Annotated in this window: 22 protein-coding genes; 6 read left to right on the top strand and 16 right to left on the bottom strand. The window is 35.5% G+C overall.

Annotated elements, in window-relative coordinates:
* Positions 1–220: 220 nt before the first annotated feature.
* The 6 genes from ftsI to JMI89_RS05970 all read right to left on the bottom strand — a co-directional run bounded on the left by ftsI (position 221) and on the right by JMI89_RS05970 (position 5,245).
* On the bottom strand, positions 221–1,945 hold the full coding sequence (ftsI, locus tag JMI89_RS05995; protein WP_187754636.1) for a peptidoglycan glycosyltransferase FtsI: 1,725 nt from the start codon (positions 1,943–1,945) through the stop codon (positions 221–223).
* On the bottom strand, positions 1,945–2,277 hold the full coding sequence (gene ftsL / locus JMI89_RS05990; RefSeq protein ID WP_187754635.1) for a cell division protein FtsL: 333 nt from the start codon (positions 2,275–2,277) through the stop codon (positions 1,945–1,947). The genes ftsI and ftsL overlap by 1 nt, the downstream gene beginning before the upstream one ends.
* On the bottom strand, positions 2,274–3,209 hold the full coding sequence (gene rsmH, locus JMI89_RS05985; protein ID WP_370633726.1) for a 16S rRNA (cytosine(1402)-N(4))-methyltransferase RsmH: 936 nt from the start codon (positions 3,207–3,209) through the stop codon (positions 2,274–2,276). Before rsmH ends, ftsL begins: the two co-directional genes overlap by 4 nt.
* Positions 3,210–3,229: 20 nt before the next feature.
* Complete coding sequence (gene mraZ / locus JMI89_RS05980; protein ID WP_370633725.1) at positions 3,230–3,676, bottom strand: division/cell wall cluster transcriptional repressor MraZ; 447 nt, start codon at positions 3,674–3,676, stop codon at positions 3,230–3,232.
* A gap of 276 nt (positions 3,677–3,952) precedes the next feature.
* A complete protein-coding gene (rsuA, locus tag JMI89_RS05975) occupies positions 3,953–4,654 on the bottom strand; it encodes a 16S rRNA pseudouridine(516) synthase RsuA (RefSeq protein ID WP_220679561.1) in 702 nt (233 codons plus the stop codon).
* A 420-nt stretch (positions 4,655–5,074) separates the two neighbouring features.
* Entirely contained in the window at positions 5,075–5,245 is a 171-nt protein-coding gene (locus tag JMI89_RS05970; protein ID WP_220679560.1) for a hypothetical protein, read from the bottom strand.
* Positions 5,246–6,207: 962 nt separating this feature from the next.
* Between JMI89_RS05970 and hemW the strand changes: the two genes are divergently transcribed.
* Positions 6,208–7,335, top strand: a complete 1,128-nt coding sequence (gene hemW, locus JMI89_RS05965; RefSeq protein ID WP_220679559.1) for a radical SAM family heme chaperone HemW — start codon at positions 6,208–6,210, stop codon at positions 7,333–7,335.
* Positions 7,336–7,952: 617 nt separating this feature from the next.
* On the opposite strand, the gene pgeF is transcribed toward hemW, so the two are convergent.
* Together pgeF and rluD are read right to left on the bottom strand one after the other, a co-directional pair.
* The gene (pgeF, locus tag JMI89_RS05960) at positions 7,953–8,696 is read right to left on the bottom strand and encodes a peptidoglycan editing factor PgeF (RefSeq protein ID WP_187754630.1); all 744 of its coding nucleotides are present in this window, start codon (positions 8,694–8,696) and stop codon (positions 7,953–7,955) included.
* Between the two features lie 4 nt (positions 8,697–8,700).
* Positions 8,701–9,690 (bottom strand): 23S rRNA pseudouridine(1911/1915/1917) synthase RluD, encoded by a 990-nt coding sequence (rluD, locus tag JMI89_RS05955; RefSeq protein WP_187754629.1) that lies wholly within the window; start codon positions 9,688–9,690, stop codon positions 8,701–8,703.
* A gap of 160 nt (positions 9,691–9,850) precedes the next feature.
* On the opposite strand from rluD, the gene bamD reads away from it, so the two are divergent.
* Positions 9,851–10,627: an outer membrane protein assembly factor BamD gene (bamD, locus tag JMI89_RS05950; protein WP_187754628.1), complete on the top strand. Its 777-nt coding sequence runs from the start codon at positions 9,851–9,853 to the stop codon at positions 10,625–10,627.
* A gap of 100 nt (positions 10,628–10,727) precedes the next feature.
* On the opposite strand, the gene fabR is transcribed toward bamD, so the two are convergent.
* The 8 genes from fabR to JMI89_RS05910 form a co-directional block, all read right to left on the bottom strand.
* Positions 10,728–11,375, bottom strand: coding sequence for an HTH-type transcriptional repressor FabR (gene fabR, locus JMI89_RS05945; RefSeq protein WP_187754627.1), 648 nt, complete (start codon positions 11,373–11,375; stop codon positions 10,728–10,730).
* Between the two features lie 12 nt (positions 11,376–11,387).
* Complete coding sequence (gene oxyR / locus JMI89_RS05940) at positions 11,388–12,314, bottom strand: DNA-binding transcriptional regulator OxyR (RefSeq protein ID WP_187754626.1); 927 nt, start codon at positions 12,312–12,314, stop codon at positions 11,388–11,390.
* 174 nt (positions 12,315–12,488) lie between these two features.
* Positions 12,489–13,865, bottom strand: coding sequence for an argininosuccinate lyase (gene argH / locus JMI89_RS05935; RefSeq protein WP_220679558.1), 1,377 nt, complete (start codon positions 13,863–13,865; stop codon positions 12,489–12,491).
* Positions 13,866–14,087: 222 nt separating this feature from the next.
* Positions 14,088–15,305, bottom strand: a complete 1,218-nt coding sequence (locus tag JMI89_RS05930) for an argininosuccinate synthase (RefSeq protein WP_187754624.1) — start codon at positions 15,303–15,305, stop codon at positions 14,088–14,090.
* 256 nt (positions 15,306–15,561) lie between these two features.
* Entirely contained in the window at positions 15,562–16,341 is a 780-nt protein-coding gene (gene argB / locus JMI89_RS05925) for an acetylglutamate kinase (protein ID WP_220679557.1), read from the bottom strand.
* A gap of 13 nt (positions 16,342–16,354) precedes the next feature.
* Positions 16,355–17,365, bottom strand: coding sequence for an N-acetyl-gamma-glutamyl-phosphate reductase (argC, locus tag JMI89_RS05920; RefSeq protein WP_187754622.1), 1,011 nt, complete (start codon positions 17,363–17,365; stop codon positions 16,355–16,357).
* A 1,048-nt stretch (positions 17,366–18,413) separates the two neighbouring features.
* The gene (locus JMI89_RS05915; RefSeq protein WP_187754621.1) at positions 18,414–19,856 is read right to left on the bottom strand and encodes a 6-phospho-beta-glucosidase; all 1,443 of its coding nucleotides are present in this window, start codon (positions 19,854–19,856) and stop codon (positions 18,414–18,416) included.
* A 14-nt stretch (positions 19,857–19,870) separates the two neighbouring features.
* Entirely contained in the window at positions 19,871–21,742 is a 1,872-nt protein-coding gene (locus JMI89_RS05910; protein ID WP_220679556.1) for a glucose PTS transporter subunit IIA, read from the bottom strand.
* 180 nt (positions 21,743–21,922) lie between these two features.
* Between JMI89_RS05910 and JMI89_RS05905 the strand changes: the two genes are divergently transcribed.
* The 4 genes from JMI89_RS05905 (at position 21,923) to JMI89_RS05890 (ending at position 26,243) form a co-directional block, all read left to right on the top strand.
* Positions 21,923–22,627 (top strand): GntR family transcriptional regulator, encoded by a 705-nt coding sequence (locus JMI89_RS05905; RefSeq protein ID WP_187754619.1) that lies wholly within the window; start codon positions 21,923–21,925, stop codon positions 22,625–22,627.
* 233 nt (positions 22,628–22,860) lie between these two features.
* The gene (locus tag JMI89_RS05900) at positions 22,861–24,141 is read left to right on the top strand and encodes an MFS transporter (protein WP_220679555.1); all 1,281 of its coding nucleotides are present in this window, start codon (positions 22,861–22,863) and stop codon (positions 24,139–24,141) included.
* A gap of 12 nt (positions 24,142–24,153) precedes the next feature.
* Complete coding sequence (pdxY, locus tag JMI89_RS05895; RefSeq protein ID WP_220679554.1) at positions 24,154–25,014, top strand: pyridoxal kinase PdxY; 861 nt, start codon at positions 24,154–24,156, stop codon at positions 25,012–25,014.
* Positions 25,015–25,025: 11 nt separating this feature from the next.
* Positions 25,026–26,243 carry an NAD(P)/FAD-dependent oxidoreductase gene (locus JMI89_RS05890; RefSeq protein ID WP_220679553.1) on the top strand — a complete coding sequence of 406 codons (1,218 nt, stop codon included), beginning with the start codon at positions 25,026–25,028 and terminating at the stop codon, positions 26,241–26,243.
* Positions 26,244–26,330: the final 87 nt, after the last annotated feature.

Below are 26,330 nucleotides of genomic sequence, written 5' to 3'. Positions count from 1 at the left end.
CGCTATGTTTGGTTTAAAGTTAACCAAATTCTCATATTATATCGTTAATACATTAATCAAACGGTTAAATACCTCAAAATTAGCTATCGTTTACATTAGTAACTTAACTAACTTAATATACCTTAAGGTGTCATTAATGACAGAAATAATATTTACCACTCCGCCAAATTTAATCTAGTTAGTAAATTATGACAAAAACTTTAGTATATCTAATCAAAAATTAGTACCGAATGTTTTTATTATCTTGTTTACGATCGGGGGCAACATTCATCGTTCTTAAAACCCCACTCATAATACGGCTAAATACTGGAGCCGAAACTGTACCACCATAGTATTGTCCCGCTTTGGGATTATCAATAATAACAACTAATGAATACCTTGGTTTAGATGCGGGTGCAATACCTGCAGTATAGGCAATATATTCATTCACATATTTACCCGATGAACCTAATTTTTTAGCTGTTCCGGTTTTTACCGCCACGCTATAATCAGGAACTGCCGCTCTAACACCACCTCCCGTAATCGCTACCGATTCCATCAATTTAACAACTGTTTTCGCTATTGATTCGGATACGACTCTTTGTCCTTCAACCGGTTCAGTGACTTTTAAAATGGATACGGGTTTATAGACACCATAACTACCAATCGTTGCATAAGCTCTGGCTAATTGTAATGGGGTTACCATTAATCCATAGCCAAATGCATAGGTAGCTCTTTCAATATCAGACCATTTTGCCCGATTTGCCGCTATCATACCATTTGTTTCACCACCAATACCCAATCCAGTTGGTTGACCTAACCCAAAACGGGAATAAAAACCTACCACTTCATGCGGGTTCATTTTCAATGCCAATTTACTCACCCCAACATTACTCGATTTTTCTAAAATTCCCGCCAAATTCAACGATCTTTGATAAGATACATCTTTTACTTCAAAGCGATTAACATAAAAAGGTCGCGTATCAATAATTGTATTTAAATCAACTATTTTTTTTTCTAATGCTGCCATTACAATTAATGGTTTAACCGTTGATCCTGGTTCGAACGCATCGGTCACAGCACGATTTCTTAGTAAACTGGCATTAATCTGTGAACGATTATTTGGGTTATAGGAAGGATTTGTTGCCATTGCCAACACTTCACCAGTATTAATATCAATTAATACTGCCGTCCCACTATCCGCTTTATTAAACTTAACTGCATTTTCTAATTCACTAAAAACCAGTGATTGTAAACGTTCATCAATACTCAAGACTAAATCGTTAGCAACTTCACCATCAATATGTTGTAGTTTTTCAATTACTCGACCAAAACGATCGCGACGAATAACGCGCTGTCCCGTTTCACCAATTAGTAAATCGTTGTAACTTTTTTCAATACCTTCGGCGCCACTTTCAATACCATTTTCGACATTCGTTAAACCAATTAATTGCGCGATACTGCTACCCAAAGGATAGAATCGTTTTGAAGTTTTATTAAAATTAATTCCTTTCAATTTAAGTTGTTTTAAATAATCAGCTTGTGTTGGTGTAATCTGTTTAATTAATGGCACAAAACGCACTTTTTCTTGGTCTAATTTTTGTTGTAATTCCGATATAGGAACTATGACACTTTTCGCTAATTCTTGCCACTTAATGTTGGTTGGATCCACTCCCCCGGATTGTTTTACAATTTTGGGATCAGCCCATACATCATACATTGGCACACTCACAGCTAATGCCCGTTCGTTACGATCGAGTATCATAGCTCTGGGTACATAAACGTTTTGGTATCTTAAAGAACGTTTATTACCTTCAGCAATTAATTTATCCGCATCAACTAATTGCAACCAAGCTAACTGTATTATCAACGCCAACAAAGCTAAAAATATTACGCCATATACAACGTAAAAACGCCATTTCTCAAAAGGCTTGTTAGCAACAGATTTTAATCTGAAAACTTTCATTATTCTTTCTTAATCACAATAACCGTTTCATTTCTTGGTACGACATATTGCATTCCTAATTGATAAGCTTTAGATTCTATTCGCTTAGGATCAGCTAACACATTTTCTTCAATAATTAAATTCCGCCATTCACTTTCTAACACATCGCGTTCTAACATTAACTGCTCTTGTTGAAATAATTGCTTCCTATTTTGCTGAGTGGTTAACAATACCGTAAATGCTGATACTACTACTAGTACTAAGAGTAACAGAGGTATTTTTTGATACTCGGCAATGTCATCAATAATTAATTTAACTAAACTAAAACGATTTTTAACTGTGGTATTAATCATCTTAGTCGCTCAGCAACTCGCAATATCGCACTTCGGGATCGATTATTGTGATTAATCTCTTCCTGTGTGGGTTTTATTTTACCTAGTGATTTTAATGAACGACTACCATATTGCTTAATTTGTTCTTCTGTTAGCGGTAAACCTTGCGGTAAATCTGGACCTTTATTTTGCTTAGCAATAAACTGTTTAACAATTCTATCTTCCAAAGAATGAAAACTAATCACAGCCAAGCGCCCATGTTTAGCCAATATTTCCAGACTACTATTTAAAGCAATCTCTACCTCTTCAAGTTCACTATTTATAAAGATACGGATCGCCTGAAAACTGCGTGTTGCAGGATGTTTATGACGTTCCTTTATCGGACTAACTTGTTCAATTAATGTGGCCAATTCTTTAGTACGGGATAACGGAGCTTGCTTATTTCGCATCACGATAGCTTGTGCAATCCGTTTAGCAAAGCGTTCTTCACCAAATGTCCTTAATACCCAGGCTATATCTTCTGCATTAGATTGCATTAACCATTCACTGGCAGAAATGCCTTTAGTTATATCCATTCGCATATCTAATGGCCCATCACGCATAAATGAAAATCCGCGGTCAGGATCATCTAATTGTGGTGAAGAGACACCTAAATCCATTAAAAAACCGTCAACTTTGCCCATTAAACCCAATTCGTCAATATAATGCCCTACTTTAGAAAATTCGCCATGAATAATGCTAAACCGTGGATCACAAATATGACGTGATTCTATAATAGCCTGTTGATCACGATCGATCGCAATTAACCGCCCATTAGCCCCTAATTTTTCTAGAATAAGTCGTGAGTGCCCCCCGCGTCCAAATGTACCATCAACATAGATTCCGTCAGGCTTGATCGCTAATGCCTCAATCGATTCATTTAATAGCACTGTTGTATGATGATAATTTTGCAGCTCAATATTCATTGTACCTACTAAAGCGTTAAGTGTTTAAGATTTTCAGATAAATTAGCGAAATCTTGTGCAATCATAGAGATATCTTGATCAATTTGCTGATGCCATTTTGCTTCATCCCAAATTTCAAATTTATTCGACTGTCCCACAAACATAATATTTTTATCTAATTGGGCATATTGTCGTAATGTATTTGAGATTAAAATTCTTCCAGCATTATCCATTGAGCATTCCGATGCATGTCCTAATAACAATCTGACAATACGTCGTTCAATTTCATTCATGGTCGATAATTTAGCAAGTTTTTGCTCTATCAAAAGCCATTCTTCAATTGGGTAAAGCATAAGACAAGGATCATGCAAACCAATAGTACAAACCATGCCCTCTAGCATAACTTCTCGATAGCGTGTAGGAATCGCTAAACGACCTTTACTATCTAAGCTGACGGTGATTGCTCCACTAAACATCATCTCTCTTTACCAAAAAGAATAAATTTTATCTTAATAAAATCAAACAGTTAATATTTTGTTATTTTATGCCACTTTTTCCCACTTTTTACCACAAAAAAACAAAAAATGATAGTTATTTTACTTTTTACTTTCGCTGATTCACATTTATAAGAGGCTGGGATATCAATGGTTGACAAGGGTAAATTAGTAGATAAGTTATTAATTATAATAACAATAATAGACATAACCAATAGCATACAGCTGGTATATTCTGCCAACCGTATGGTCATTAAATTATTTAATCGCTGATCCGATCGAATTGACTTCTTCTGCTGTTAAAGGACGATATTCACCTTCTAATATATCTAATTTTAAATTACCAATCTGTTCACGATGTAAAGCGATAACATGATTATTTACCGCAGCAAACATACGTTTTACTTGATGATATTTTCCTTCATTAATGGTTAAACGTGCATGAAATTTATCTAAAATTTCTAATTTTGCAGATTTAGTCAACGCTTTTTCGTTATTAAGTTTAATACCCTGATTAAAAGTAGCTATCAAATCTTCAGTTAACGGACGCGCAACTTCAACTAAATACACTTTCTGGCAATGATGTTTGGGGGATGTAATACGGTGTGACCATTGTCCATCATCAGTTAACAACACTAAACCTGTCGTATCGAGATCTAAACGCCCAGCCGAATGCAGTCTTTCTGGCATCGGTTCATCAATAAAATAAAGAATAGTTGGATGATCGGGATCGTCGGTCGAACAAACATAACCTTGTGGCTTATGTAACATAAAATAACGTTTACTGGTTATATGTTCCAACACAGTATCTTGATATTTAACAACATCAGTCACATTGATCTTTGTCGCACCTGACTTTATCAGTTCATCATTAATCGTGACCTGACCAGCTCGTAGCACTTTAGTAACCAAATTACGACTGATCCCTAAATGATGAGCTAAAAATTTATCTAATCGCATAATAGGTATCTTTAATTACAAAACCGCTATTGTAAATAAAAATAGTCAATCTCTGAAGTCATTTTATCCTGTTATCACAGGAAATAAGCCAAAAACGTCTGTCTTAAAGCAGCTAAATTGCAATGCCGTTTAAGGCCGACCAGTTAGGTAAAAAAGAAATTTATTAGCTTTAAAGAAAGAAGGACTAATGGCATAAACGGCATAACAAACGAGCACTAATAGCAAATAACCTACCCTAGTTAGGCATCATCTCGCCCTAAATCCACACCAAAGGCGACGATTAAGTCAGTAGCAAACATAAACACCTTATGCCAAGTTGAAAGGCTGCTTACATTAACTAGAAAGTCGCAAAATAGTTGGGCAATAATATTACCATAAATTCTTCAAAAACATCTTTTACCACTAAGATAATTCAGTCAGTCATCCACCAATAACACTGTAGAATATTAAGATTAAAAAAAACCGATAACACCAAGATTTTAAGTAACCTTCAGAAACTGCAATATCTTCCATAGTATGGATTGGTTGTTTTTGCCCTCGACGATCGATTAGCCATTCTAAAACTAAAATCGGCATGCCAATAATTAACATAAAAGTAAATAGCTGAGTACAAAAGTTGAACCAACAATTAATATACCGATAAGGGTAAAAAAGATCCAACAAGGTATAAAAAAAATCGATATTTTGATGTTAAAAAAGAAAGATAAAATGAAGTTATAAATACCGCATATAATCTGTATTATTCCTGTTTGAATATCTTCATAACTGTATTCTAAAAATCCATCTGTTATCATTAGAATAAACATTGGAATTAACGAAAAAATTAACATAATAAAACCGCCTATAATTGGTACATCCATTATTTTTATTAAACTAGGTCGATTTGTTTTTAGCGAGATTATCATAATTCGAATTCCTTATATTTATATTGATTTTTATGAATGAAATTAAGAGTTTTTTTGTTAATAACAAGATGACAGTAATTGTATAAAGTACCATTTACTTTATAATCATTCAAAGTGTGGATCAAATATTGATGTTAATTATTTCTTAATGGTTTAAAAATCAAATTCAATTTAAGAAAATGTATTCTAATTCTTCTCGATATTTTTCTAAGACTTATCTTAATTTTCTCTATAATCGCCAAATTACCGATAATATGTGTTATTGAAATGTTATATCACTACAAAGCAAATTCAAAATGCATTGATGATATGCTGAAGGTAAATTAATCGGTTAAGTATCAGTTAACTTAAGGCTATTTTAGTAGTAACGCAGTTAGTCGAAACATAACATTTTTTTTAAAAGAATGAAAATTATACTGTTAATTATTATTGCTATTGGAGTCGTGCTATGGCTGGTTTAAATGCTTTCGTTTCGCTTCAAAGTATTGATAGCCTCAATAACGCTCACAGGCAACGTAAATCTTGGTTTAGATCACATTTTGGTATAAAAATTTGATATCAATATCCGATAGCAATCTCTATAAAAAAAAGTCATTATTTGTTATGCTAATAAACTTATTTTAGTCATCGGATTTATTATATTAATCAATGTCGGTTATTCCTTTAAGCCTCTATATCCATACTCCTTGGTGCGTACAAAAATGTCCGTATTGTGATTTCAACTCTCACAATATTAAGCAGACATCTGATTATCAGCAATACATACAACATTTATTGGCTGATCTGAAACAAGATTTACCACTTACCCATCAGCGATCAATCCATTCAATCTTTATTGGTGGTGGTACACCAAGTTTATTTTCTGCTGATTTAATTCACAATTTACTAACCGAGATACGAAAAGTAATCGCTTTTGAGCCAAATATTGAGATTACGATAGAAGCAAATCCTAACTCAGTAGATGCTAAACATTTTGTAGGTTATACCCAAGCTGGCATCAATCGTATCTCAATTGGTGTTCAAAGCTTTCAAACTGATAAACTGTCACAATTAGGGCGAGTACATAATCCTCATGAGGCTATCAAAGCAGCCCAATTAGCAAAAACATTGAATTTGAGAAGTTATAATTTGGATTTAATGCATGGATTACCAAATCAATCGTTGCAAGATGCGATGTATGATCTCAATCAAGCGATTAGCCTTGATCCTCCCCATTTATCATGGTATCAACTGACAATTGAGCCAAATACGTTATTTGGTTCTAAACCCCCCATTTTACCAAATGAAGATTGTCTATGGGATATTTATCAGCAGGGACATGCTTGTTTAATTGCTAACGGTTATCAACAATATGAAACATCGGCCTATGCTAAACCAGGTTATCAATGTCAACATAATTTGAATTATTGGCATTTTGGTGATTATTTAGGAATCGGTTGTGGCGCACATGGTAAATTAACGCAAGCTGATGGCCGCATCATTCGCACCATCAAAACGCGCCATCCCAGAGGTTATATGCAAGGACGCTATTTAGATAAATCTTATACAGTGCCAAAAGAAGAATTACCTTTTGAGTTCTTTATGAATCAATTCCGCTTGCTGGAACCAGCTAAAAAGTTATTATTTATCAAACGGACGAATTTATCTCTGCTTGAAATTGACAAACCAATTAAGCTTGCAATAAAAAATGGCTATTTAACAGAGGATACACAATATTGGTTTTTAACCAACAAAGGGAAGCTCTTTCTCAATTCATTACTTGAATTATTTTTATAATAAAATAATATCTTAATAGCCTGACAGTGGTATTAACCTAACAAAAATATGCATTTTAATTAAATAATTCAACAAATTAATAAAAAATAGTTTAATATATATTCAGTTATCAATATTCGATCAGGTGTTTATTTTGCATAAATCCACTCTATTTTTTTTGTCTTTTTTAATTTTTATCATTATAGAACCATTGTTAAATGGAATATTTTTTTACCTGTTTATGATTATTGATTATGATGATATGCGGCAATTTACATTTGGTAATTTAACTACAGTGATCTATTTCGCATATTTAATGCTAGCTGTTCCATCGGCTTTAACTGGATTACTGTATGCTATAAGACATTTAAAATGTCACAAGCGAACATTACTGTGGCAAATTCCATGTATAGGATGTGCACTATATTCAATCTATTTATTCATCCTGTGTTGGTTAGATCCAATTTTCTCCAGTTCAGCTATCTTAACGATATCGTTTATCGTGATATTATTTAATATCGCTGCTACTTTCATTTGTACAATTATCAGTAACACCATATTAATGAAATAAGTGTCTATAAAATAGTCAGCACAATGACGTTGAATTTTATTACATCTAAAATATAAACTCAACGTTATTAGGTAAACCAAATCATTGAAGCCATCCTACCAGTCTGTTTGTCACGTCGATAAGAGAAAAAGCGTTCACTTTGCCGATAAGTACAATATTCACCTCCATAAATTTGAGTAATTCCTAATTGCAATAAACGTTGCTTAGCTAATAAATAAAGATTCGCTAAATATTTTTGTTCAATTGGCTTACTTAATTGAAATGCAACATTAGCTTTGGCATCATGTTGGGTAAAAGCTTGTTTAACCTCAATACCCACTTCAAACGCTTGGGGACCAATTGCTGGCCCTAGCCAAGCCATGATTTTCGATGTCGGACAATCAAAATGTTTAACAGTATTTTCTAAAATACCTCCACAAAGACCACGCCAGCCTGCATGGGCAGCCGCTACTTGATCACCCGAAGATGAACAGAACAAAACCGGTAAACAATCTGCCGTTAATACTACACTAACAATATTTGCCGAACAGCTATAACTTGCATCCGCATGCAATGGCGTGTTAAAAGCTGTTAGAGAAGAAATATCTATCACCTCAGTACTATGTGTTTGGATCAACCATGCTAAGGAGGATGGTACCTTTTCCTGTAAAATAATTTGTTGCCGATTGGTTATAACAGCAAGCTCATCATCACCAACATGATTTGCCAGATTCATTGATTGGTAAGGTTGTAGACTCACCCCACCCTGGCGAATAGTAGTTAATGCACGAATATTTTTAGGTGCCGGCCAATAAGGATAGATATTTTCCATGAACTCACCAATCTAATTCATCTTGATGCTGTTTTGTATCATCTTGCAATACTTTAATTAATTGTTGCATATCCTCTGGAATTGGTGCATGCCATTGCATTTGCTCACCCGTGGTCGGATGAAAAAGACGCAGCATTGTGGCATGTAAGGCTTGTCGATCAAAATGACGCAAAGTGTCCATAAATTCCTGATTTGCACCTTTCGGTGGGCGAGGACGACCACCATACAATGGATCACCAATTAAAGGATGAGCGAGATGTGCCATATGAACCCGAATTTGATGGGTCCGCCCTGTTTCTAAACGTAATCTTAACCGTGTATGCAAACGATACTTTTCCATAACACGGTAGTGAGTAATAGCTGGTTTACCCGTTGGAAATACAGCCATATGTGTTCGTTTCGTTGGGTGACGTGTTATAGGTTCATCTACTGTTCCACCCGCAGTGATAATTCCCATCACAACTGCTTCATATTCACGGGTGATTTCTCGCAATTGCAATGATTCAACTAAACGTGTCTGAGCTTCAATCGTTTTCGCCACCACCATTAATCCCGTTGTATCTTTATCTAATCGGTGAACGATTCCTGCTCTGGGTACATTAACAATATCAGGGTAATGATAAAGTAAAGCATTTAAAATCGTGCCATCAGGATTGCCAGCCCCTGGATGTACAACCAAATCACGTGGTTTATTAATAATTAAAATTGCGTCATCTTCATACACAATATTTAACGGAATATTTTCTGCCTGATGATGAGTTTCTTCTTCAAGAATAGTATCAATTTTAATTTGTTCACCACCTAAAACTCGCTCTTTGGGCTTAGTTAATACCAAACCATTGACTTGAACATGACCATTTAAAATCCAGTCTTTAATGCGAGATCGTGAGTATTGAGGAAAAATCTCCGCTAAGGCTTGATCTAATCGCATACCTAATTGATGCGATTTGATTTCTTCCACTAATACAAGTTTTTTTAATGAGTTTTCTAACATAATTTTATATACTATATTCTCTCTAAATCAGAGTTTCCTCTTAACGAGGTGTTTAAAGCTAAGATAAATTAGAGTATCATATAGACTTAAATGGGTTAATGTTTATTTTGCTTTTCATAGCATAAAAACGAATAAATGGATAAAACGGATTAAATATTGAATGAAATTATACCTTAAATATCTTTTAGCTGTTTCGATCACTGGTCTGTTGTTTAGTTGTACATCATCTAAACCTAATTTTGAAAATGTTCCAGAAAAGGAGTTATTCACTAAAGCGGATCAAGAACTACAGAAAGGTAATCTTCGCTCAAGCATTGCTATTCTGGAAGAAATGGATAAATCTTATCCCTTTGGACCTTATTCACAACAAGTGCAACTTAATTTAATTTATGCATATTATAAATCTAATGATTATCCACTTGCCATCGCATCGATCGACCGTTTTATCAAACTTAATCCAACCAACTCTAATATTGATTGGGTTTTATATTTACGTGGTTTATCAAATATGGCACAAGATGATAATCAAATTCAAGGTTGGTTTAACGTTAATCGTTCCGACCGCGATTATGCATATGCCACAGCGGCTTTTAAAGACTTCAATTATTTGATTGCCAGTTATCCAAATAGCCCTTATAGTTATGATGCAGAAAAACGTTTAGTTTTTTTAAAAAACCGTTTGGCTAATTATCAATTAAAAATTGCTCAATATTACACTGAACGTGGGGCGTATGTTGCGGTTGTTAACCGTGTAGCTAGAATGTTAGAAAATTATCCCGATACCAATGCCACCAGACATGGTCTTGATTTGATGAAAAATGCTTACTTACAGCTTGGTTTATTTGAAGAAGCCAGCAAAGCAGAGCAATTGTTGCAAGCTAATATTAGCGAAACACCATTAGTCAATGAAGATAAAGATTTTTTATGGATCTTCTAATGACATAGCCCAAAAGAATAAGAGCAAATATCATCGCTCTTATTCTTAACATCTTTTAGGATCATGCATATAAAATCTGCTATCCTTTACACAACGATAATTATAGATTTTTCAATTCTTCACGATGGTATAAATAATAGGCACCTCGTGAAACCATCCGCAACTGAAAAATTAAACTATTAATCAATTGCTGTTTCTGTTCAGGTTCAAAATCAATTGCATCAGCACCTGAATTAAATACGATAGTTACCATCGCCCGTGCTTGTGCTTCATTAAAGCGATGAGGCATCGTATTGGCGTTATTTAAATAATCGGTTAACTCTATGATGAAATGTTGAATTTCTCGTGCTATCGCCGAGCGGAAAGCGGCTGAAGTACCTGCTCGCTCACGCAATAACAATAAAAATACTTTTGGATTATCATCAATAAATTCGATGAACGTAGTGACCGAGGTTTGTAGCACGCTCCCCCCTTTTTCGATACGTTTACGAGCCTGACGCATTAGCTGACGTAGCGTAACACCACTTTCATCAACCATCGCTAAACCTAATTCATCCATATCGCGGAAATGGCGGTAGAAAGAGGTTGGGGCAATACCTGCTTCTCTTGCTACTTCACGCAAACTCAGACTCGCAAAACCTTGCTCAGCATTTAATTGATTAAATGCTGCATCAATTAAAGAGCGACGAGTACGTTCTTTTTGCTGTGCTCGCACTCCTGAACAAGCAATATTTTTATTATTTTTCATAAAATTGTGGACTTAAACACTAAGATTCAACAATTCTTCTTTAGCCTTCAATACTTCTGGCATATGTGTACGAATCTTTTTAGCAATTTGTTCATAACGACTACGTAATGGAGAACCTGGTCGATAAATCAATTCAATTGCACGAGAAGGAACAGGATCAATACATGGAATGTAACAAATATTATCGCGAACCCTTTCATTTGGCGCCGCTAATTCTGGGAATAACGTGATTCCGCGTCCAGCTGAAATCATACTACGTAATGTTTCTAAGCTTGTTGCTTTAAAACGTTTGTCTTCATCAATTCCAGCTTGAAAACAATATCCCATCGTATGTTCACGTAGACAGTGACCATCTTCTAACATTAAGAATTTTTCACCACGTAGCGATGATAGTTTAATTTCTTTTTGTTTAGTCAATGGATTATCAGAAGGTACGGCTAACAACATCGGTTCATCAAATAATGGTAATTCAATAAAAGGGGATGTCTCTTTTACTTGTGCTAAAATTGCACAATCGAGCTTACCTTGTTCAAGCTGAGAAACCAGTACATGGGTTTGTGCTTCATGAAGATATAACTCTAAAGATGGATATGAATCATGTAATAAAGTAATGATATGGGGTAGTAGATAAGGAGCCAATGTCGGAATTAAGCCTATATGCATTGGTCCTGACATTTCTTCTCCCTGTTTACTTGCCATTTCCTTAAATATTTGGACATTCCGTAACACTTCTCGCGCTTGATCGACTAACATTAACCCCGTTTGTGTAAACAATACTTTTCGACTTGTTCGCTCAAGCAACATCACACCAAGCTCATCTTCGAGTTTTCTAATTTGACCACTTAAAGTCGGTTGGCTTACGTTACATGCGTCCGCGGCTTTACGGAAATGGCGAAACTCAGCTAATGCCACAAAATATTCTAAATCACGAATATTCATGAATACTCCCAATGATAGGTTGGTAAAATAAATAGAAAAAACAAGTTATAAAGTATAGCGTTTTTTTATAACTTCATCATTATAATTGTTATAATATTAACTGATTTCGCATAAAAAATTAAGCATTACTTATTGATTTTATTGAATTTATATTATTCTCTATTATTAATCCATTCAATCCATAAAGCTATTTTTTGCCCTTTTAATCGCCAAAGCAACTTGAGCTGGCGAAACACCACCTTTTGCACAGCGTTTTTCTAGACATGACTCGATTGATAAAATTTGATATACATCTTCAGCAATTACCGAACTATATTGTTGCAACTCTGTTAAAGTCAACTCCTCAAGTGCTTTCTGCTTGGCAATTGCACCAACGACAGCTTCTCCCACAATATGGTGTGCCTCTCTAAATGGCACTCCTTTGGCAACCAAATAATCGGCAAGTTCGGTGGCATTAGCATAACCCTGTTTCGCAGCAGCTAAACAAGTTTTATCATTGATTTTGATATCTTCTAAAACTAATTTAGCCATACTTAAACATTCTTGCCAAGTATCTAGCGCGTCAAATAATTGTGCTTTATCTTCCTGCATATCTTTATTATATGCTAAAGGAAGCCCTTTAAATGTCATCATCACACCAGTTAAAGCACCAAATACTCGCCCAGATTTGCCACGAATCAATTCCAATGCATCAGGATTTTTCTTTTGTGGCATTAATGAAGAACCCGATGTAACACGATCTGATAATTCGACAAAATTTGCTTCACCACTATTGAAAATAATCAGATCTTCGGCAAACCGAGATAAATGATTCATTCCTATTGTAGCATTGGTTAATAATTCCATAACGTGATCACGATCAGAAACTGAATCCAAACTGTTATTCGTTGCAACAGCAAATCCTAAGTTATTAGCTAACAAATCCCGATCGATAGGATAAGCGGTACCGGCTAATGCTCCAGAGCCTAATGGACTATTATCCATACGTTTTAACGTATCATTTAAACGACTTATATCTCGTGTTAACATCTCAAAATAAGCCATACACCAGTGAGCAAACGTAATTGGTTGGGCACGTTGTAAATGCGTATAACCAGGCATTACCGCGGTTTGATATTTTTCTGCTGTAGTAATCAATTGTTGACGTAATTGGTTAATATTGTTTATTAATAAATGAACTTCATCAACGCACCAAAGCTTTAAATCAGTAGCAATTTGATCATTACGGCTACGACCCGTATGCAATTTTTTACCTAAATCACCCACTTTTTCGATCAAATGCTGTTCTACCCAACTATGTATATCTTCTGCATCACTATTAAGAATTTGCTCTGGATCAGCTTCAACCGTACTCAATAATTCTTGTAATCCATTCTCAATTTTTTGCTGTTCAACTACAGTTAGCACATTAACTGTTAATAATGCTTTTGACCAAGCAATTGAGCCGATAATATCGTGTTTAGCTAAACGATAATCAACACATAATGAATCATTAAAGTGTTTAAAACGATTATCTGCAGCCTGACTAAAACGCCCACCCCACAATGCCATATTTACCTCATTTAAGCCGACTGGCTGATTATTATTAATTATTCAAACAATTGTTTGCTGTTTGACCTGTCATCTCTGTCTATATCACATTAATCATATAATGTAACAAAATCATAAAAATTATTTTAAATGACTCATTAACATTAAAGGCGATGTTAAACATCGCCTTTTGAAATTGAATAATACTTCATAGTAAGATTATTGATTAATAATCTTAAATTGTTATTTTTTCTTCTCGTTCAAGGCGCGAATACGCGAAGAAAGGGAAAATAAGCGAATGAATCCACCGGCATGACTGTGATCATAAACTTCATCTTCACCGAACGTAGCAAACTCTTCATTATATAAACTATTTGGTGATTTCTTCTGAATTGCAGTTGCATTTCCTTTATAGAGTTTTACAATCACTTCACCGGTCATATCTTCAGCCAATACTTCAGCTGCTGCTTGTAATGAACGACGATAAGGCGCAAACCAACGACCATCATATACCACATAAGCCATTTCTAAGCCAAGTTGCTCACGCCATTTAAAACTATCGCGATCTAATACTAATTGTTCTAGTCCTCGTAATGCTGTCATCATAATTGTGCCACCAGGTGTTTCATAGCAACCACGTGATTTAATGCCAACTAAACGGTTTTCGATAATATCGACTCGCCCAACACCATGTTTAGCACCAATTTTATTAAGTTCAGCAACACAATGATATGGTGTTAATTTTTGACCATTAACAGAAACAACCTCACCCTGTTCAATTCCTATGGTGACAAGTTCTGCTTGATCAGGCGCATCTTCCGGGGCAACTGTCCAAGCCCAACAATCGGCATTCGCTTGATTCCAGGTACTTTCTAAAACACCACCTTCAGTAGAAATATGCCATGCATTTTCATCACGACTATAAATTTTTTCGATCGTTGCTGTAGTAGGAATATTGCGTTGTTTTAAATAATCAATCAACGCTTCACGAGAACGTAAATTCCATTCACGCCAAGGTGCAATCACTTTTAATTGTGGCGCTAAAGCCGTATAAGTGGTTTCAAAACGCACCTGATCATTACCTTTACCTGTTGCCCCATGACATAAGGCGTCAGCACCAACTTCTAAAGCATACTCAACTTGAGCTTTAGCAATAATCGGACGAGCCATTGAGGTACCTAAATAATAGGTTCCTTCATAAAGTGCACCGGTTTTAAGAACTGGATAAACATAATCTTTGACAAACTCTTCTCGTAAATCTACCACCCGACAAGCCACCGCACCAGATGCTTTAGCTTTTTTCTCAACATCAATAAGTTCTTTAGGGTCCTGACCTACGTTTGCAACAAAAGCATATACCTCACAACCTGCGTAGTTTTCTTTTAGCCAAGGAATGATTGCTGATGTATCTAAACCACCTGAATAAGCTAAAACAACTTTTTTTATTCCACTTTGTTTCATGTTATACCCTTTATGAATTTATATGCACATGGCGATCTTATTGTCTTATGTAAAACCGCGTTAAACTGTTATTGATTTTGATGTAATATCAAGCAACTTATTGATGATTACACCGTAATAAATTTCCCAAATTCTACCAATTAACCGCAGGAGTCAAAGTAAACCACTAGCTTAACCATTTAATAATTTTTTTCGTAATTAAATTATTTTAACGGATAAATATTCAACATAAATTTTATCAAAAAGTTTTTGTAGATCATTGAGCTAGCAATGTCGTTCCAACTACTTTACCATTAAATAAATCAATTAAATTTTCATTCTCTTGCCAACTGGCAATATGAACCGGTTTTGCTAACATCTTAGCAGCATCAAAAGCTGATCTCACTTTGACAACCATACCATCTTGAATCACTCCTTGAGCAATTAACTGCTCTGCGTGCTCCATAGTTAACATAGGAATGCACTGTTTATTCTGATCTAATACGCCTGATACATCTGATAGTAACACCAAATCGGCATTAAGATTTTTTGCTATCGCCACCGCAGCATGATCAGCATTAACATTCATTAAATCCCCTTCCGGCGTGATACCAATTGAACTAATAATCGGTAGATAATGTTGAGTGAGCAATAGATTGAGTAATGTTGGATCGCCAGTTGTCGGCACGCCGACGCAACCTAATTCAGGTGATAATTGGGTGACATTAACACTATTGCCATCAGCTAAAGACAAACCTATCGCCAATAAATGATGTTTATACGCCTCAGCTAATAGTACTTTATTCGCACTACCCGCTAATGTTCCAACAATAATATCAATTTGATCATCTGGTGTTACCCGTAAACCATTACGACGCACAACAGGCAAAGCTAAGCGATTCATTAAATCATCGACTAAACAACCACCACCATGAACAATAATCAAAGAGCGTTGCTGTTGAGCTTTAAACTGGCTAATGACAGCAAATAAATTAGCAACTGCCTGTTTATTATCGAGTATAATCCCACCGACTTTAATGACTAATGGATTCATCATCACATACCTTCTGTTAAATTAGCGACATCGTTTCATCAAAGCCAAAACGAATATTCATACATTGTACCGCTTGAGCGGCTGCACCTTTTAAAAGATTATCTTCAACTGAAATCATAATTAAATGACGATCATTAAGTACAAAACCAATATCACAATAAGGTAAACCTACTACCGATTTTAATGCTGGCCAATCCTTCTGATAAATGCGAATCAAAGGTTTCTGGGAATAATATTTATTCAAAGCGTTTAAGACATCTTCCGCCATAACGCCCTCTTTTACTCGACCAGTAATGGTCGCGTGAATACCTCGTTTAAAATTACCTAAATGAGGAATAAAAATAACTTGTTGCGCTAAATGTGTCGCTATTTCAGGTTGATGGCGATGAGTGAATAACCCATATGCATGAAGACTCACTTCACAAAAGTGATTTTTTAATGATGCCTTACGCCCTGCACCACTAACCCCACTAACGGCGTTGATTACTGGCCATTGGGTAGAATCTAATAATCCATCCTCAATAATAGGTTTTAATGGCAATTGTGCTGCTGTAGGATAACAACCGGGAACCGCAATTAATTGCGCATCTTTGATTTTGTGAGCATTCCACTCTGCTAAACCATACACAGCACGCTCTAACCACTGTTGATGTTGATGGGTGAAACCATAATATTGGGTATAAAACTGCTCAGAATTCACACGAAAAGCACCCGATAAATCAAAAACCACACATCCATGCTCCAAAAAATACGGGGCGATATCATGACTAACGGCATGTTCAGTAGCTAAGAAAACAATATCAACATTATCAATTAGTGAAGAATAATCAGCAATAGCCCATAAAGGCAGATCTACCACCCCTTTAAGCTGTGGATGTAAATCATAGTCAGAAATAAGTTTACCAGCATCTAAGCTATTTTCGGAAACTGTCAAACCAACAATTTCTACCTGAGGATGTTTATTTAAATAATATGCCAGTTGTGCTCCAGCATACCCACTCGCACCTACAATTAATGCCTTTAACATCATTATCCTTATTATTCTTAGCTTTTATTGAACAATAGAATAATCGATTTTATTCAGCAATTCAATATTAAAATGAATTTTTATGCATTAATTGTGAATTTTTATTTAGCGGTGAATTTAGATGTTATTTTATATAATATTAAATTGTCTATGATGCATGTGGTGGAAGCCGTAGAGATTGCTAGCACACAGCTCAGGGATAGTTAAGAGTTTAAATAGGATATTTTCCCCATTGATGCCAACATAGTCGTTATTTTTTGGCTTTTTTAAGCAAATTACGATCTAAATTATCGTACTATCTGATTAGTCTTTATGACAACTAACCAAGTATCAAACATTCAAAGCTCAAGTGATCCGATGTATTTAAACAAAAATCCTCGGGCTCTCACCTTCCGCTGCGCAAAGCTAAAAAACAATGACAACAATGGTATATATGATTGTTTCAATATATGTTTTAGTTTCATGGAAATATTGTAACCAACTGATTTTATTATGAAAACACCTTCATTTTCTTTGTGATTATAAGAGTTATTTAAATAATGGTATTTATTTTCTTGCTTAATTATTGCTGAAGGAATCCATTTGCAGAGAATATTAGGCATAGTGCCGATAAATCGTGGCTTATAGGATAACGATATTTGGCGTTTTGTCAGTAAAAAATAGATGAACAAAGAAAGTCAGGTAGTGACCGATACTTTCTGCAGGTAAAAAAATTATTAGAGCAATTTTTCCATAAAATCCCTCGACTTGGACGTTAGCAAGATATTGAATATAAATAATAGTATTTTCAAAGTTCGAAACAATCATGGTTATTTGAAAAAAAATAAATCATCGATTGGCAACTTAGCTCACAACGCCAATGATGGGCAGCAAAGATTTGCCAGATCAGGCTTTAATAAAGTGTTACATATTGCACGTTAAACTTTAATCTTCAAACCACGACTTTTGTTGTCAATAAACAGCCCGCTATAAACCAAGCAATAAAAAAAGAGCACTAAATATGCTTCAGTGCTCAAAAAGTGAGGTAAAAAATAATGGAAGTACAATTCTATTTTTTTAAACATTGACCATTGGTTTCAATAACCTTTTGATACCATTTAAAAGAATCTTTCTTATAACGTTGCATTGTTCCGTTGCCTTCATTATCACGGTCAACGTAAATCACGCCATAACGTTTTTTCATTTCGCCAGTCGTAAATGAAACAACATCGATAATACCCCAAGCAGTGTATCCCATTACATCAACACCATCATAATCGATTGCTTTTAGCATAGCTTTAATATGAGCGGCTAAATATTCAATACGTGGTTGATCATGTATTTGGTTATCATGTTCAAGTTGATCGATTGCACCAAAACCATTTTCAACAATGAACAATGGAATTTGATAACGTTCATATAAACGATTTAATGTATAACGTAATCCTTCTGGATCAATAGGCCACCCCCAATCACTACTCTTGATATATGGGTTATCAACTGCATTTGGTAATGCGCCATTAACAATATTGCCTAGTTCATGATTAACATTGGTTTCTGCTTTGACCACGGTTGACATATAGTAGCTAAAACCAATGTAATCAACTGTACCTTGTTTTAAGATAGATAAATCTTCTGATGTAATATCTAACTTATATCCTTCACGTTCAAACTCTTTTAACGCATAACTTGGGTAATAGCCACGAACATGAACATCCGGGAAGAAGAACCGTTGATGCATAGCAATTTCTGACGCCATCATATCTTCAGGGTTACATGAATAAGGATAAATCGGCACATGCGATACCATACAACCGATTTGGAAATCTGGATTGATTTTTTTACCAGCAATTACCGCTTTCGCACTCGCCAGTAACTCATAATGCGCTACCTGATAAAGTACTTCTTTTGGATTTTCGCCCGGTTGAACTTGTACACCTGAATTGGTCCAAAAGAAAATTGGGTTATTTGTATCCATTTGATTGTTGATTTCATTAAACGTCATCCAATATTTGACTTTATTTTTATAACGTTCAAAACAAGTCGTCGCGAAACGCTCGAAGAAATCGACCACTTTACGATTACGGAAACCACCATATTCACGGGCTAAATGTAGCGGAATTTCAAAGTGCGATAACGTAATAACTGGCTCAATACCATTAGCAATCAATTCATCGAATACATCATCATAAAACTGTAATCCCGCTTCATTTGGTTCTAATTCATCCCCTTTAGGATAGATGCGCGTCCAAGCGATTGAAGTACGTAAGCATTTTAGCCCCAATTCAGCAAATAATTTAATATCTGCTTTGTAATGATGATAAAAATCGATTGCAGTATGATTAGGATAAAACTTATTGGGTTCAATATCTTGAGTGATTTGACGAGCCACACCATGTGCACCGGCTGTCATTACATCGACGACACTAGGGCCTTTGCCACCTTCGTTCCAACCACCTTCGAATTGATGGGCGGCTAATGCACCACCCCATAAAAATGTTTTTGTTGTCATGTGTCTTACCCTCATTATTGCTTAACAGTAAATAGTATATCTTGTGGCGTAATATCAGTTTTCGTTGTTGGAATAATCTGCTGATATTCAGCCGAATTAGTGATAATAATTGGTGTAATTAATGGATAGCCAGCTTGTTTGACCGCTTCAGGATCAAAACTGATTAACAAATCGCCCTGCTTAACTTTTTGCCCCATCGTAACATGGTAACTAAACTGATTGTCAGTAAGATTAACAGTATCAATACCAACATGAATTAATAGCTCAATACCATCATCTGACAAGAGTCCTAACGCATGTTTAGAAGATTCGAATAACGCTTTAATTTCCCCATCACAAGGTGCATAAACATGATTATCAGTCGGGTCAATGGCAATACCATCTCCCATCGCTTTACTTGAAAATACTTGGTCTGGTACTTGTTCTAATGGAATGACTTTACCGGTCATTGGACTTGCCAGCTTGACACTATCAAGTTTTAGATTTGGCGTATCATCTTCCAAAGATGTTTCAGTTTTAGGTTCACCGGTACCAAATAGTTGAATCAAAATAATCGGACCAATAAATGCAATAGCACTACCAATAACGGCACCCTTAAATGAATATGGCATTTCTGAACTGATGGCATTAACAATGGTTAATATACCTGGTAATCCGGCATAGGCGAAATAGTAAGGATTGAATAAGCCTGCAATAACACAGCCTGAAGCCGCGCTTAAAGAACCAAAAATAAATGGTTTTTTGAATCGTAAGTTAACACCATAAATTGCTGGTTCTGTAATACCAAAAATACCGGTAATAAATGCTGAAAGAGAAACACCTTTCATCTCTTGATTTTTAGTTTTGATATAAAAGCCGATAGCAGCACCGACCTGACCAATCACCGCAATCATTTGATAGACTTGGAATGAATCATGCCCATAAAGTTTAAAATTAGTTAAAATAACCGGAATTATTCCCCAGTGAACCCCAAAGATCACTAATCCTTGCCATGCTCCACCGATCACACCACCCGCCACAGACGGCGATAAATTGACTAACCAATTATAACCATCAGCAATATAGTGTGCCGCATTAGCAGTTAATGGACCAACCAATAATAAGGTTAAAGGTACCATTACCACTAAACAGATGAATGGCATGAATATCGGTTTTATTACATTATTCAAAAACTTATCTAACCCATGTTCGAGATAAGATAACAACCAAACTAAAAATAGCGGTGGTAACACAGATGAAGTATAAGTCGTTTCCGATAAATGAAAACCAAAGAAGTCAACAATTAATTTTCCTTCTTTGATTTGTTCTACCATTTGACCCAACTGCGGTGATACCAATGCAGCACAACAGGCAACGGCGATATAAATATTGCAACGAAAATGTTGAGACGCGGTAATCGCAATAAAAATAGGTAAGAAAATGAAAGGAGCCCAAGAAATGAAACTGAATACCTGACAAACACCAGTTTTTTCGAATTCTGGCCAAAATAGATTAATGACAATCAAACAACCTTGTAAAATACCCGCAGCAGCAAGAATATAAACGAAGGGAGCAAATACCGCTGACATAGTGGCAATAATTTTATTTATAATATTATTATTATCTTCTGTAGTGGCGATATTTTGTGGATTGACCAGTTTCAGGAAAGCATCATAAACTTTACCCACATTGGTTCCTATGACAATCTGAATTTGACCACCCTTTTCAACGACTGTTATTACCCCAGGTAATTGACTTATCTTTTCTTTCGCACCGGCTGGACTTTCTTTAACAACTAGCCGCAAGCGTGTTGCACAACGTGCAACCTTAACAATGTTTTGTTCACCACCTAACTCCTGCAGTAAATCAGCAGCAAGCTTGGTATAATCTCTGATTTTTCCTGTCATATTTTAGCCCTTTCAATCTGAAAGGCTAAATATTAAACGTAAACAAAATAATTGTGAATTCACAATTTTATTGTTTGTGATCACGATCATCCTTTTTAAGCAATAAAATTTTAATCTATTAAAGAGCCCATTAAAATGTGGTATTGTTACGATAATTAATCGCAGTTAGCGAGAATATCCATGCTAAAATATCAGAATATTGCGCAAAAAATCTATGATTCAATTTATCAGCAACAATTACCTAAGGGTAGTCAGTTAGCTAATATCGAAGAGTTAATTAACCAATATCAAGTCAGTCGTACTACGATTGTTAAAGCGCTTGCACGTTTAGAGCGACAAGGTGTGATTTACCAAGTTCAAGGGAGCGGCATCTTTGTTCGTCAGCGTAAAAAGTCAGGTTATCTGAATCTAGCGACCAGCCATGGTTTTACCGATGACTTAGGTGATTTACCAGGTTTTACTCAAGTATTGGCATTCGATGTTATTCGTCCAAATACAGAAATCCAAGCCAATTTAAACTGCAATAGCGACGAGGAAATTTACTACATCAAACGTTTACGTTATGCAGACGGTAAGATCTATGGATTAGAACATTCTTATTACCGCAAAAAATTAATTCCTTATTTAAATAAAGAAATTGCTAAAGGATCCATATTTGAGTATATCACCCAAACTGGGCAAATTAATATTGGTTTTTCTGATAAATATATCGAATTATTAACCATCGATGAATCAACCGCCAGCTATCTTAAATTACCTGTTGACTCAACAGCTCTATTCATGCATGAGATTTTTTACACCAGTGCAGGTGAACCATTTGATTTTTCCACGATCATTTATCATAAAGATAACGCCAAATTTTGTGTTCAAAGTCATGCTAAATAGTTAGTTACATTCTTTTGATAACATTGCTAAATAAAAAATGGCGTAATCATTACTAATTTATAGAAGATGTTGCTATTTTGTAATAAAGCTCTCGCCGAAATCAATTATTCGCATTATCATGTTATACAATACACTCTATCTTATCTTACTGGATAAGCATAAATAATTGATAATTCCCTTAATTATCATTGTAATAGTGATAGATACAATCCACAAATTATATCGAGGAATTTATGGCTCACTCTTCCGCAAAAAAAGTCGCTTTTGCTGCTTTTATCGGCACCACCATCGAATGGTACGATTTTTATATTTATGCCCTTGCTTCAGTGCTAATCTTTAGCCAATTATTCTTCCCAGCCGATAATGAATTTATTGGTATTTTAGGATCGTTTGCTACCTTTGCCATTGGTTTTTTAGCCCGCCCGTTAGGTGCGATTATTTTTGGCCACATAGGAGACCGCTTGGGGCGCAAAAAATCGTTGATTATAACCTTAATGTTAATGGGGATCGCCACCACCTCTGTTGGTTTATTACCTACTTTTGCAACTGCAGGTATTGTTGCACCCATTTTATTAGTGCTGCTACGCATATTACAGGGTATTGCGGTTGGCGGTGAATGGGGAGGTGCAGTATTAATGGCTACAGAACATGCACCAAAGGGATTTAAAAATTTCTTTTCCTCCTTTGCGCAATGGGGTAGTCCAGCGGGCAATGTACTAGCATTATTAGTCTTTTCTTACATTATGCGATTACCACAAGATTTACTGTTTGATGCACAATATTGGCGCATCCCATTTTTAATCAGTTTTGTGTTATTAATCATCGGTTTTATTGCTCGCATAACTTTAACTGAATCACCGGTTTTTATTGAATCAGAAAAACAACTGTCAGCCGTTAAACTGCGAGAATCTGCGCCATTGATTCAAGTAATAAAGCAAGCTTTACCGTTATTAATTTTAGCGATCGGTGCAAATATCTTATCGTTTAGTGGTATTTTTTCCAACACCTTGATGATTGGTTATACCACATTGGTACTGCACGTTGAAAAGCACGTTATTTTAGATGCCTTATTTTGGGTCGCCATTGTACATTTTATTACCCAACCTTTTATGGCTTATTTTTCAGAACTTATGAAAGCAGCCCATTTTTTAATTCTGTCAGCTATATTGGCTATGTTGTCGATGTTTGTACTATTCCCAATTATTAATAATGGTACTCAAAACAGTTTTATTATTGGTATTTCTATTTTGGTCATCTGTTATAGTGGCTTTTATGGTGTCATTGCCGGCTATTTAAGTCATGTATTCCCAGTAAGAATTAGGTACACTGCTCTTTCGATTAGTTATCAAGGTTGTGCTGCAATTTTTGGTAGCTTAATACCAATGATTGGTGGCTATTTGATATATACCTATCAAACTGTGTGGTATCCTTTAGCGCTTTTTTACTGCACTTTAGGCATTGTTTCGATCATCTGTATTTATTTATTAAATCGTGTTAATCATTTTGAAGAGTAACAAAGCTTAATCATGAAACGAATTTTATCTATTCAATCTAATGTAGTTTACGGTTATGCAGGTAATAAAGTTGCCACTTTCCCAATGCAACTACTTGGTATAGAGGTTATGCCAATCCATACGGTTCAACTATCAAGCAATACCGTTTATCAACATTATGACGGTATTGTATTAGGTGACAAACAGATCTCACGCATCATAAATAGTCTAGAGAGTATTGGAATCTTGGGCTCGATTGATGCGATCATTTCTGGCTACATTGGCTGTGCCGAACAAGGTAAAGAAATTTACCACGCTGTCAAAAAAATCAAACAATATAACCCACAGGCAATATATGTGTGTGATCCAGTTATGGGGGGGGATATTAGTAAAGGCAGTTCTTTACCCCAAAATATCATCGATTTTTTCAGCAATCACGCCATTAAACTAGCTGATTATATTACCCCTAATTTACTTGAATTACAGATTTTAGCGCAACAGACACTGCACAACTTTACCGATGTCATTAACGCAATTGAGCAATTAAAAGCGCAAAATCGAGCGAAAATTATTGTGAAAAATTTACAATATGCTGGAAAAAATAGCAAAGAATTTGAAATGATTTTAGCCACTGAGCAAAAAATGTATCACCTTACCCGACCGTTGTATGATTTCACTTGGCGACCATTAGGAGTAGGTGATTTAATCTGCGCCACTTTTACTGCCCATTTGGTTAATGGCAAATCAGAACTTGAGGCGTTTGAATTAGCTGCCAATATTGCCAATGATGTGTTAGATATAACTAAACAACACAATAGCTTGGAACTTGAAATGATTAAAGCACAGCATTACATCAAACACCCCAAAATGCATTATCGCGCTTTCCCTATTTAAAGAATTTTCTTATGTCAAATACTCACTTACCTAAAATTACCATTATTGGTGCCGGTGCTTCCGGTTTATTCTGTGCCAGTTTACTTGGACAACAAGGCTTTGATGTTACTGTGATCGATAATGGTAAAAAACCTGGGCGAAAAATTTTAATGTCGGGTGGAGGCTATTGTAATTTCACTAATCTTAACATTGACTCACAACATTATTTATCTCAAAATCCGCATTTTTGTAAATCGGCATTAAAACGTTTTAGCCAATGGGATTTTATCGAATTAGTTCAGCGCCATGATATCGCTTATCATGAAAAAGAACTAGGTCAACTATTTTGTAATGAGGGTGCCCAAAGTATCGTCGCCATGTTATTAGCTGAATGTCAATCTGGGCAGGTTAACTTTAGTATGCAAACCGAATTATTAGATGTTTTTGCCACCTCATCAGGGTTTAAGCTAACAACCACTAAAGGCATGATATATACCGACAAACTCATAATCGCAACCGGTGGTTTGTCAATGCCTAAATTAGGAACGACGCCTATCGGTTATAAAATTGCTGAATCATTTTCTGTACCGATTGTTCCTGTGCGAGCAGGACTGGTCCCTTTTACCTTACAACCAACATTACGAGATCACTTAGCTAAGCTAACAGGAATTGCCATTGAAGCAGAAGTTGCGGTAAAGCAGCAATGTTTTAAAGGTAATATACTGTTTACACATCGAGGTATCTCAGGCCCAGCGATATTACAATTATCTAACTACTGGCAAATGGGTGAACCGATACATATCAATTTACTTCCAAATATTGATTTACCAACGTTTTTTATCGAACAACGTGACCAAGCAGCCAATCAACAATTAAAAACGGTATTAGCCAAACTCTTACCTAAGCGTTTAATTGATTGTTTAATCCAATTGCAAATGATTGTTGATTTACCATTAAAACAACTCAATATCAAACAACAACAAAGCCTGATAACCGCATTAACGGATTGGCAAATTACCCCAAATGGTACCGAAGGATATCGTACCGCTGAGGTCACATTAGGGGGAGTCGATACCAATTATTTGTCTTCAAAAACCATGGCGGTCAAAAATGAACCTAATCTCTATTTTATTGGCGAAGTCGTCGATGTAACCGGTTGGTTGGGTGGCTATAATTTTCAATGGGCATGGAGTAGTGCGTTTGCTTGTGCCAGCGAACTAGTCACTAGTTATCGCTCTAAGAAAAAGTAACCACATAAGCAATGTCACGTAAAAATATGATGCCATTTTACGTGACGCGTTTAAATTAAGATATTTTGCCAAAATGAAAAATATACC

The sequence above is a fragment of the Frischella sp. Ac48 genome (assembly GCF_019641635.1).
Lineage (GTDB): Bacteria > Pseudomonadota > Gammaproteobacteria > Enterobacterales > Orbaceae > Frischella > Frischella japonica.
Note: the sequence above shows the minus strand (reverse complement) of the source record. Positions and strands in the feature narration are given on the sequence as shown.

What these genes read in the sequence shown, in the direction of transcription:
- fabR (WP_187754627.1), bottom strand. Translation starts at nt 11,375, where the DNA reads ATGAAAAATAATAAAAATATTGCTTGTTCAGGAGTGCGAGCACAGCAA.
- JMI89_RS05970 (WP_220679560.1), bottom strand. Translation starts at nt 5,245, where the DNA reads ATGTTAATTATTGGCATGCCGATTTTAGTTTTAGAATGGCTAATCGAT.
- oxyR (WP_187754626.1), bottom strand. Translation starts at nt 12,314, where the DNA reads ATGAATATTCGTGATTTAGAATATTTTGTGGCATTAGCTGAGTTTCGC.
- JMI89_RS05930 (WP_187754624.1), bottom strand. Translation starts at nt 15,305, where the DNA reads ATGAAACAAAGTGGAATAAAAAAAGTTGTTTTAGCTTATTCAGGTGGT.
- JMI89_RS05905 (WP_187754619.1), top strand. Translation starts at nt 21,923, where the DNA reads ATGCTAAAATATCAGAATATTGCGCAAAAAATCTATGATTCAATTTAT.
- pdxY (WP_220679554.1), top strand. Translation starts at nt 24,154, where the DNA reads ATGAAACGAATTTTATCTATTCAATCTAATGTAGTTTACGGTTATGCA.
- JMI89_RS05915 (WP_187754621.1), bottom strand. Translation starts at nt 19,856, where the DNA reads ATGACAACAAAAACATTTTTATGGGGTGGTGCATTAGCCGCCCATCAA.
- JMI89_RS05900 (WP_220679555.1), top strand. Translation starts at nt 22,861, where the DNA reads ATGGCTCACTCTTCCGCAAAAAAAGTCGCTTTTGCTGCTTTTATCGGC.
- argC (WP_187754622.1), bottom strand. Translation starts at nt 17,365, where the DNA reads ATGTTAAAGGCATTAATTGTAGGTGCGAGTGGGTATGCTGGAGCACAA.
- JMI89_RS05910 (WP_220679556.1), bottom strand. Translation starts at nt 21,742, where the DNA reads ATGACAGGAAAAATCAGAGATTATACCAAGCTTGCTGCTGATTTACTG.
- argB (WP_220679557.1), bottom strand. Translation starts at nt 16,341, where the DNA reads ATGATGAATCCATTAGTCATTAAAGTCGGTGGGATTATACTCGATAAT.
- argH (WP_220679558.1), bottom strand. Translation starts at nt 13,865, where the DNA reads ATGGCATTGTGGGGTGGGCGTTTTAGTCAGGCTGCAGATAATCGTTTT.
- rsuA (WP_220679561.1), bottom strand. Translation starts at nt 4,654, where the DNA reads ATGCGATTAGATAAATTTTTAGCTCATCATTTAGGGATCAGTCGTAAT.
- ftsI (WP_187754636.1), bottom strand. Translation starts at nt 1,945, where the DNA reads ATGAAAGTTTTCAGATTAAAATCTGTTGCTAACAAGCCTTTTGAGAAA.
- mraZ (WP_370633725.1), bottom strand. Translation starts at nt 3,676, where the DNA reads ATGTTTAGTGGAGCAATCACCGTCAGCTTAGATAGTAAAGGTCGTTTA.
- hemW (WP_220679559.1), top strand. Translation starts at nt 6,208, where the DNA reads ATGTCGGTTATTCCTTTAAGCCTCTATATCCATACTCCTTGGTGCGTA.
- ftsL (WP_187754635.1), bottom strand. Translation starts at nt 2,277, where the DNA reads ATGATTAATACCACAGTTAAAAATCGTTTTAGTTTAGTTAAATTAATT.
- rluD (WP_187754629.1), bottom strand. Translation starts at nt 9,690, where the DNA reads ATGTTAGAAAACTCATTAAAAAAACTTGTATTAGTGGAAGAAATCAAA.
- JMI89_RS05890 (WP_220679553.1), top strand. Translation starts at nt 25,026, where the DNA reads ATGTCAAATACTCACTTACCTAAAATTACCATTATTGGTGCCGGTGCT.
- pgeF (WP_187754630.1), bottom strand. Translation starts at nt 8,696, where the DNA reads ATGGAAAATATCTATCCTTATTGGCCGGCACCTAAAAATATTCGTGCA.
- bamD (WP_187754628.1), top strand. Translation starts at nt 9,851, where the DNA reads ATGAAATTATACCTTAAATATCTTTTAGCTGTTTCGATCACTGGTCTG.